The organism is Streptomyces sp. (genome assembly GCF_031181555.1).
Lineage (GTDB): Bacteria > Actinomycetota > Actinomycetes > Streptomycetales > Streptomycetaceae > Streptomyces > Streptomyces fimbriatus.
Window position 1 is genome coordinate 1 of sequence record NZ_JAPSKQ010000218.1, and the last position, 8,728, is coordinate 8,728.

At 73.4% G+C, this 8,728-nt stretch carries 8 protein-coding genes; 5 read left to right on the forward strand and 3 right to left on the reverse strand.

What is annotated here, in order from left to right:
* The first annotated feature begins 197 nt into the window (after positions 1-197).
* Positions 198-386, forward strand: a complete 189-nt coding sequence (locus RIM90_RS28625; RefSeq protein ID WP_309063652.1) for a hypothetical protein — start codon at positions 198-200, stop codon at positions 384-386.
* A gap of 127 nt (positions 387-513) precedes the next feature.
* On the opposite strand, the gene RIM90_RS28630 is transcribed toward RIM90_RS28625, so the two are convergent.
* On the reverse strand, positions 514-732 hold the full coding sequence (locus RIM90_RS28630; protein WP_309063653.1) for an EF-hand domain-containing protein: 219 nt from the start codon (positions 730-732) through the stop codon (positions 514-516).
* Positions 733-1,011: 279 nt separating this feature from the next.
* Here RIM90_RS28630 and RIM90_RS28635 point away from each other — a divergent pair, with 279 nt between their 5' ends.
* From RIM90_RS28635 to RIM90_RS28645, 3 genes are all read left to right on the forward strand, one after another.
* A complete protein-coding gene (locus RIM90_RS28635) occupies positions 1,012-2,217 on the forward strand; it encodes a glycosyltransferase (protein WP_309063658.1) in 1,206 nt (401 codons plus the stop codon).
* A 95-nt stretch (positions 2,218-2,312) separates the two neighbouring features.
* Positions 2,313-4,466 carry an RNA polymerase recycling motor ATPase HelR gene (gene helR / locus RIM90_RS28640; RefSeq protein WP_309063654.1) on the forward strand — a complete coding sequence of 718 codons (2,154 nt, stop codon included), beginning with the start codon at positions 2,313-2,315 and terminating at the stop codon, positions 4,464-4,466.
* A gap of 183 nt (positions 4,467-4,649) precedes the next feature.
* Positions 4,650-5,084 (forward strand): TIGR03618 family F420-dependent PPOX class oxidoreductase, encoded by a 435-nt coding sequence (locus RIM90_RS28645; protein WP_309063655.1) that lies wholly within the window; start codon positions 4,650-4,652, stop codon positions 5,082-5,084.
* Between the two features lie 147 nt (positions 5,085-5,231).
* On the opposite strand, the gene RIM90_RS28650 is transcribed toward RIM90_RS28645, so the two are convergent.
* Together RIM90_RS28650 and RIM90_RS28655 are read right to left on the reverse strand one after the other, a co-directional pair.
* A complete protein-coding gene (locus RIM90_RS28650; protein ID WP_309063659.1) occupies positions 5,232-6,839 on the reverse strand; it encodes an MDR family MFS transporter in 1,608 nt (535 codons plus the stop codon).
* Between the two features lie 196 nt (positions 6,840-7,035).
* A complete protein-coding gene (locus tag RIM90_RS28655) occupies positions 7,036-7,737 on the reverse strand; it encodes a helix-turn-helix domain-containing protein (protein ID WP_309063656.1) in 702 nt (233 codons plus the stop codon).
* 350 nt (positions 7,738-8,087) lie between these two features.
* On the opposite strand from RIM90_RS28655, the gene RIM90_RS28660 reads away from it, so the two are divergent.
* A complete protein-coding gene (locus RIM90_RS28660) occupies positions 8,088-8,663 on the forward strand; it encodes a TerD family protein (RefSeq protein WP_309063657.1) in 576 nt (191 codons plus the stop codon).
* Positions 8,664-8,728 lie beyond the last annotated feature (65 nt).

The window sequence follows — 8,728 nt, forward strand, 5'->3', positions numbered from 1 at the left end:
CGCCGGTGCCTCGCGGACACGGGACCGCGAGGCACCGGCGGCGGCCCGGCCGAGGAGAGCCGGCGGCGGCCCGGCCGAAGGGAGCCGGCGGACGACCGGGCCGGCCTTGAGGTGCCGGCGGGGCCTGTACCGGACGAACCGCCGGGCCGCGTACGCGCGCACGCCCACCGCCATGGCCGCTTCCGCCGTTCCGTGCCATGAACCACGCGACCGGCATCCACGCCGTCGTCCGGCGGATCCGTCAGGAGGCGACGGCGGAACTCGGGCAGCGGGAGACGGATCCGCCGGAAGCCCGCGCGGCCGGACCGGCCCGCGTCCGCGGCCGGCGCCCCGGCCGCGACGCGCTGCGCCGATTCGAGTACGGGGAGGAGAGCACCCTCGCCTGACGGGGCGGAGGTGATCCTGAAGTCCCGCCGCTCCCGGGCGATCCGCTCACCGGCCGTTCCGCCGGTCCCGTTCACGGCATGATCGTGACCCGTTCGGCCCGGCACGCTCGCGTGCCGGACCGGGGAGTCAGCGGTTCAGGGCCGCCCAGAACTCCTCGAAGGACATCTGGCCGTCGCCGTCGGTGTCGAGCGCGTCGATCAGTTCCCGGGCCTGCGACGCGGTGATCTCGGAACCCTCCAGCTCCGCCACGACCTTCCGGTACTCGTCCGCGGTGACCAGGCCGTCCCCGTCCACGTCGTAGCGCTCGAAGACCTTCCGCGCCGCCGTCTCCATGATGTCCGCCATGTGCTCCGTCCTTCTGCGATCTTCGCTGACGGGCCCACACTATCCGTCCGACCTGGAGCGACGCGGTCGCCGTGTGCCCCGCACCGCCGCCGCGCGAGGGGCTTGCCCGCCCGCTGCGGACGACAGAGGCAGGGGCAAAGACAAAGGCAAGGGGGGACGACCCACTCCTTGCCACTCTCAACGTATAGCGCACCGGGGGGCTTGCGGCAAGGCCCCGGTCCTGCCGCAGAATTGCCGGCCTTGACCAGAACCTGGGGAAACGAGGGTCGCTCAGTGCGTGTGTTGGTGTCGACGTATGGATCTCGCGGGGACCTCGAACCGCTGGTGGGACTCGCGGTGCGGTTGCGGGAACTCGGCGCGGAGGCGCGGGTGTGCGCGCCTCCCGACGAGGACTTCGCGCAGCGGCTGGCCGGGGCCGGCGTACCGCTGGTACCGGTCGGCCGGTCGGCGCGCGCGCTGACGACCGGAGCGCCGGCGCCCTCGTCCCTGCCTCAGCGTGCGGCCGAGTTGATCGCCGGCCAGTTCGAGGCGGTCACCGCGGCGGCCGAGGGGTGCGACGTGCTGGTGGCGACCGGCATGATGCCGGCGGCGGCCGGCGCGCTCTCGGTGGCCGAGAAGCTGGGCGTCCGCTCCGTGTCCGTGACCTTCCAGCAGCTCACCCTTCCGTCGCCGCACCGCCCGCCGCTGGCGTATCCGGGCCGGCCGTTCCCGCCGGGGGTGACCGACCGCCGGGTGCTGTGGGACCTGGACGCCCGCAGCGCGAACGCGCTGTTCGGCGAGGCGCTCAACACGAACCGGGCGTCGATCGGTCTGCCACCGGTGGACGACGTCCGCGCCTACGTCGTCGGCGACCGGCCGTGGCTGGCGACGGATCCGTTCCTGGACCCGTGGCGGAAGACGCCGGACCTCGACGTCGTACAGACCGGCGCGTGGCTCCTGCCCGACGAACGGCCACTGCCGGCCGAGGTGGAGGCCTTCCTGGACGCCGGCACACCACCGGTGTACGTGGGCTTCGGCAGCATGCCCCTGCACGCCTCGCGGGACGTCGCCCGCGTGGCCGTCGAGGCGGTCCGCGCGCAGGGCCGTCGCGTCCTCGTCTCCCGCGGCTGGGCCGGCCTGGCCCCGGTCGACGACCGGGACGACTGTCTCGTCGTCGGCGAGGCCAACCATCAGGCGCTGTTCGGCCGGGTGGCCGCCGTCGTGCACCACGGCGGCGCGGGCACCACCACGACGGCCGCCCGGGCCGGTGCGCCCCAGGTGGTGGTGCCCCAGGCCGCGGACCAGCCGTACTGGGCCGGCCGAGTGGCCGATCTGGGCATCGGCGCGGCGCACGACGGCCCGACCCCGACCGTCGCGTCCCTGTCGGCCGCGCTCGGCACGGCCCTGACCCCCGGGGCCCGCGCCCGGGCGACCGCCGTGGCCGGCACGATCCGCACCGACGGGGCGACGGTGGCCGCGCGGCTGCTGCTCGACGCGGTCGGCTGAGAAGGACCGCCCGTACCCGCGTGCACCACGCGGGACCGTCCCACCAGGCTGCCGCGCGCCACGACCGCGAGCGGCCTCATACCGGAGCCGATGACGTGAACCCCTTGACCACCAGTGCCTTCGACCTTCCCGACCGTCTCTCCCCCAAGGCCGACCCGGCGCTGATCGCCGGCGACGAGCAGCACTTCGCGGCCATCGCGCGGTGCCTCGAGGAGTCGATCGCCGATCTGACCGACCGCCTCGATGCCGAGCGCAGGGCGCCCGGCGGCAAAGGCCGGCAGGCGATGGACCGGGACAGGGAGGTCCACCGGCTGACCGCCCGGCTGCGCGCACTGCGCCGCTTCGGCCTGGACCTGTGCCTCGGGCGCATGGTCGGCGCGGACAGCCCCGAGCCCGTGTACATCGGACGGCTCGGCCTCACGGACAGCGCAGGTCGCCGGCTGCTGCTCGACTGGCGCTCCCCCGCGGCCGAGCCGTTCTTCGGGGCCACCCACGCCGACCCCATGGGTCTGGTGAGCCGCCGCAGGTACCGCTGGACCGACGGCCGGATCAGCGACTACTGGGACGAGGTGTTCACCTCGGAGGGCCTGGTCGGGCACGCCGCGCTCGACGACCAGTCCGCCTTCATCGCCGGCCTGGGCGGCCATCGGTCACCACGGATGCGGGACGTGCTCGGCACCATCCAGGCCGACCAGGACGCCATCATCCGTGCGGGATCCCGCGGCGCTCTCGTCGTCGACGGCGGTCCGGGCACGGGGAAGACCGTCGTCGCCCTGCACCGCGCCGCCTACCTCCTCCACTCCGACCCCCGCCTCGGTCACCGTCGGGGCGGCGTGCTGTTCGTCGGTCCGCACCGGCCCTACCTGGCCTACGTCTCCGACGTCCTCCCCAGCCTCGGAGAGGAGGGCGTGCAGACCTGCGTCCTGCGGGACCTCGTCGCCGAGGGTGCCGCGGCGGGGCTGGAGACCGACCCGGACGTGGCCCGCCTGAAGTCGTCCGCGGACATGGTGAGGGCGATCGAGACGGCCGTCAGGTTCTACGAGGAGCCGCCCACCGAGGGGATGACGGTCACGACCCACTGGTCCGACGTCCGGCTGAGCGCCGAGGACTGGGCCGTGGCGTTCGCAGCGGCAGAGCCCGGCGCCCCGCACAACGAGGCGCGCGACCAGATCTGGGAGGAGCTGCTCGACATCCTGACGGACAGGCACGGTGACGATGTCCCACCCGGCCTGCTCCGCAAGTCGCTGCGACAGAACAGGGAACTGCTCACGGCCTTCAACCGCGCGTGGCCGCTGCTCGAAGCGGCCGACCTGGTCGGGGACCTGTGGTCGGTGCCCGCCTACCTGCGGATGTGCGCTCCCTGGCTCAGCCGCGACGAGGTCCGCGCGCTGCAGCGCGCGGACGCCCGGGCCTGGACGGTGTCCGATCTGCCGCTGTTGGACGCGGCACGGCAGCGGCTCGGCGACCCGGAGGCGTCGCGGCGCAGGCGCCGGCACGACGCCGCGCTCGCCGCCGAACGCGAGCGCATGGACAGGGTCATCGACGACCTGCTCGAGGCCCACACCCATGACGACGGCGAAGGCGTGCTGGTCATGCTGCACGGGCAGGACATGCGGAACTCCCTGGTCGACGAGACCGCCCTGCCCACCGCCGACCCGGACCTGCTCGCCGGCCCGTTCGCGCACGTCATCGTGGACGAGGCCCAGGAACTGACCGACGCGGAGTGGCAGATGCTGCTGCTGCGCTGCCCGTCCCGGAGCTTCACCGTCGTCGGGGACCGCGCCCAGGCCCGGCGCGGGTTCACCGAATCGTGGCGGGAACGGCTCGAGCGGGTCGGGTTCGACCGGATCGACCTGGCGTCCCTGAGCATCAACTACCGGACGCCGGAAGAGGTCATGGCGGAGGCCGAGCCGGTCATCCGGTCCGTGCTCCCGGACGCCAACGTGCCGGCCTCCATCCGCACCGGCGGCGTCCCCGTCGTCCACGGATCCGTCGCGGACCTGGGCACGGTCCTCGACACCTGGCTCGCCGCACATGCCGACGGGATCGCCTGCGTCATCGGTGATCCCGCGTTCCGGGCGACGTCCCGCGTCCGGTCGCTGACCCCGGAGCTGTCGAAGGGGCTCGAGTTCGACCTGGTCGTCCTCATCGACCCGGAGACGTTCGGCGAGGGTGCCGAAGGAGCGGTGGACCGCTATGTCGCGATGACCCGGGCGACCCGGCAGCTCGTCATCCTCACGAGCCCCTGACCGTGGGCCCCGGCAACGTGCCGGGCGCGGCACGGCGGGCCGGCCCGTACGCCCCCGCGTGCGGGCGGAGGAGGCCCACGGCGTACGGTCGGCATACAGGCCCCCGGACTCGGACCGTCCCGGGCGTGACCGGGGCCTCCTGCGCAGCCGCACCGTCCACGCCGTCCGCACCGAGGAGAAGCGTTGCACCCCGACACCCCGCCGCCGGCCGGCACCGAGGCCGAAGCGGAGACCGGCGCCACCTTCTGGCAGGAGCGCCGGGTGTGCTTCCTGGCCACCCGGCGCCCCGAGGACGGCACCCCGCACCTGGTGCCCGTCGGGGTCACGTACGACCCCGAGACCCGTATCGCCCGGGTCATCAGCGACGCCAAGAGCAAGAAGGTCCGCAACGTGCGCCGGGCCGGACCGGGGGCCGTGGTCGCCGTCAGCCAGGTCGACGGCCGACGCTGGTGCACCCTGGAGGGCACCGCCGTCGTCAGGGACGACGCCGGGTCCGTGGCCGAGGCCGAGCGCCGCTACGCCGAGCGCTACAAGCAGCCGCGCGTCAACCCGAACCGGGTGGTCATCGAGATCACCGTCACCCGCGCCCTGGGCACCGCCAAGCCGCCCGGCTGGTGACGCCCCGGGCATGCGGCGGGCGGGCACCGGCCGGTCCGGTCGCGGTGGCCCGCGGCCGGGACGGTGCCCGGGAACGGGACGGGGCCGCCCACCTGTGTGGTGGGCGGCCCCGTCCCGTTCCGCGCGTCCTGTCTGCCGGGTTCCGGCTCAGCCGACCGGCGTCGCCGGGTCCTTGCCCGCCGACGACGTACCGCTTTTCCCGAGTCCCTGCTCCGACGCGGTGTCCGAGGCGCCGGACTCCTCGGCGAGGCGCTCCATGCCGCTGGTGGTCTTCAGCGGCTTCTCCTTCAGGAACACGACGGCGACCAGCGCGAGCAGCGCGAACGGCGTGGCGATGAGGAACAGGTCGGCCGTGGCGACACCGTAGGCGTGCTCGACGACGGACCGCATCGGGGCGGGCAGCGTGGACATGTCCGGGACGCCGCCCTCGCCCGAGCCCTCACCGGCCGGCGCGGTGACGCCCGCCTCCCCGAGTCCCTTGGTCATCTCGCTGGCGACCCGGTTGGCGAGGATCGCGCCGAGGACGCTGGTGCCGATGGTGCCGCCCATGCTGCGGAAGAAGGACAGCACGGAGGTGGCGGCGCCCAGTTCGGCGGCGGGCACGTCGTTCTGGGCGGCGAGCACCAGGTTCTGCATCAGCATGCCGACGCCGACGCCGAGCACCGCCATGTAGAGGCTGAGGAGGCCGAAGTGGGTGTCGACTCCGATCGTGGAGAGCAGCCCGAGACCGGCGGTCATGACGACCGCGCCCGCCACCAGGTACCGCTTCCACTTGCCGGTCCGGCTGATCACCTGCCCGGCGACGGTCGACGACACCAGCAGGCCCAGGATCATGGGCAGGCTCATCAGACCGGCGACGGTCGGCGACTTGCCCAGGGACACCTGGAAGTACTGCGAGAGGAAGACGGTCCCGCCGAACATGGCGACACCGACCAGGAGGCTGGCGACGGTGGTCAGCGTCACCGTGCGGTTGCGGAAGATGCCGAGCGGGATGACCGGCTCGGGGGTACGGGCCTCCACGAGCACCGCGGCGGCCAGCAGCAGCACGCCACCGCCCGCGAGGGCGGCGGTCTGCCAGGACGCCCAGTCGAACTCGTTGCCGGCCAGCGACACCCAGATGAGCAGCGCGCAGACACCGGCGACGATCAGGAAGGCGCCGAGCCAGTCGATCCGCACCTCGCGCCGCGAGGTGGGCAGCCGCAGCGTGCGCTGCAGCAGCGCGATGGCGAACAGCGAGAACGGCACGCCGATGAAGAAGCACCAGCGCCAGCCCAGCCAGGAGGTGTCGACCAGCACACCGCCGACCAGCGGCCCGGCCACGGTGCCCACCGCGAAGACGGCACCGAAGATACCGGCGTACCTGCCCAGCTGACGGGGCGGGATGATGGAGGCCATCACGACCTGCGCGAGGGCGGTCAGACCGCCCGCGCCGATGCCCTGCACGACCCGGCTGAAGATCAGCAGGCCGACACCGTGAGAGAAGCCCGCCAGCAGCGAGCCGACCACGAACATGCCCAGCGAGAGCTGGAGCAGCAGCTTCTTGTTGAAGAGGTCGGACAGCTTCCCCCACAGGGGCACCGTCGCGGTCATGGCCAGCAGTTCGGAGGTGACGACCCAGGTGTAGGAGGACTGGCTGGCCCCCAGGTCGGTGATGATCGTGGGCAGCGCGTTGGACACGACGGTGCCGGCCAGGACCGCGACGAACATGCCGGCCATCAGGCCGGACATGGCCTGGAGTATCTGCCGGTGGGTCATGGAGGTGGGAGGCGCGTCGGCGGGCGCCGGGGGTGAGGTCACGAGTTCTCTTTCGGTGATGGTGGTCGGACGGTCCGCGCGGGCCGGGCGCCGGCACGGGCCGGCGCGTCGGCGCACCCGGGACGCGGACGGACAGCAGGGGACGAACAGCAGGGACGGTGGCCGCGGCCGGAAACCGGGCGGCCGACGCGGTGACTCAGGCGGGAGGAGCGGGAGGAGCGGGGAGACCGGCGGCGAGGAGGGCGAACACCTCCTGGAAGACGTCGAGAAAGGCACCTTCCTCCTGCCGGGCGTACCAGTGCTCCACGCTGGTCCGCACCGCGGTGCCCGCCACCGCGGCCAGCAGCCGCGGGTACAGGTCGAGCGCCTTGCGCCGTTCCTCGTCGGACCCGGGTCCGGGGACGGCCCCGGGGACGGACGCGGTCGCCGGCCGGCCGCCGGCGCGGATGCGCGCGGCGATGGCCTCCGCCAGTTCGGTCTCGTCCGCCATGTGCGCGCCGAGACTGCGCACCAGCAGGTGCGGCGAGGCGTGCAGCACCTGGGCGTGCAGCCGCCACAGCTCGTGCTGCTGCTCCGCCTCGGCGAGTTCCGCCACCATGGCCTCGCGCAGGGCCTCCAGCGGGGAGAGCGCGGCCGGCGCGTCGAGCACCGCCTGCCGCATCCGGGCGCCCGCGTCCGCGTCGATCACGACGAAGGCGTCGTCGCGTGTGTCGAAGTAGTTGAAGAAGGTCCGCACGGACACCCCGGCCGCCGCGCTGATCGCCTCGACGGTGACCTTCTCGGCGCCGTGCTCGGCGGCCAGGCGCACCGCGGCCTCGGCGAGCGCGGCACGCGTCGCCCGCTTCTTCCGTTCCCGCAGTCCGCCCCCCGCGGCACCCTTCTCCGACATGATTTGCATGGTATGCAAAAATGCACGTCGTGCAAAATTAAGGCCTTACCGGCCCGTGAGAGGTGCGACGCCCCGGCGACTCCGGGGCCCCGGTCGACGGCCCGGCGGGGGCCGCGGACCGACCGGCCGGGACCGCGCCGAGGACACCCTGACCGCCGGCGACGCGACACGCCGCCGCCCCGCGCAACGCCTCGCCCGCGCCGCCCGATCGGGGAACGGCGATCACCGGACACCCGCGGCGCCACCGACCGGGAGTCCGTTCACGGCGCCACACCTCCCACTTCTTCTACAAGCATGTAGATTGTTGGTCCGGGTCCGTGCCGCGGGCCCCGTCCGCACACGCCAAGGAGGAGTACACCGTGGGAGTTTCCCTGTCCAAGGGCGGCAACGTCTCGCTCAGCAAGGAGGCCCCGGGCCTGACCGCCGTCCTGGTCGGTCTGGGCTGGGACACGCGCACCACCACCGGCACCGACTACGACCTCGACGCCTCCGCCCTGCTCCTGGACGCCTCCGGCAAGGTCCTCTCCGACCGGCACTTCGTCTTCTACAACAACCTCACCAGCCCGGACGGTTCGGTCGAGCACACCGGCGACAACCTCACCGGTGAGGGGGAGGGCGACGACGAGGTCGTCAAGGTGAACCTCGCGGCCGTACCCGCCGAGGTCGACAGGATCGTGTTCCCGGTCTCCATCCACGACGCCGAGAGCCGCGGCCACAGCTTCGGCCAGGTCCGCAACGCCTTCATCCGCGTCGTCAACCAGGCCGGCGGCGCCGAGATCGCCCGTTACGACCTGTCGGAGGACGCCGCCACGGAAACCGCGATGGTCTTCGGCGAGCTGTACCGGCACGGCGCCGAATGGAAGTTCCGCGCGGTCGGCCAGGGCTATGCCTCCGGACTCGCCGGGATCGCCGCCGACTTCGGCGTCAACGTCTGACCCTCCGGTGACCACGCCGCCGGACCCGCCGCCCGGAACCGGGCCCGGCGGTCACGCGCCGCACG

Bases quoted from the DNA above. Each gene is read 5' to 3' on its own strand.
- RIM90_RS28625 (WP_309063652.1), top strand. From the start codon at position 198: ATGAACCACGCGACCGGCATCCACGCCGTCGTCCGGCGGATCCGTCAG.
- RIM90_RS28630 (WP_309063653.1), bottom strand. From the start codon at position 732: ATGGCGGACATCATGGAGACGGCGGCGCGGAAGGTCTTCGAGCGCTAC.
- RIM90_RS28650 (WP_309063659.1), bottom strand. From the start codon at position 6,839: ATGACCCACCGGCAGATACTCCAGGCCATGTCCGGCCTGATGGCCGGC.
- RIM90_RS28655 (WP_309063656.1), bottom strand. From the start codon at position 7,737: ATGCAAATCATGTCGGAGAAGGGTGCCGCGGGGGGCGGACTGCGGGAA.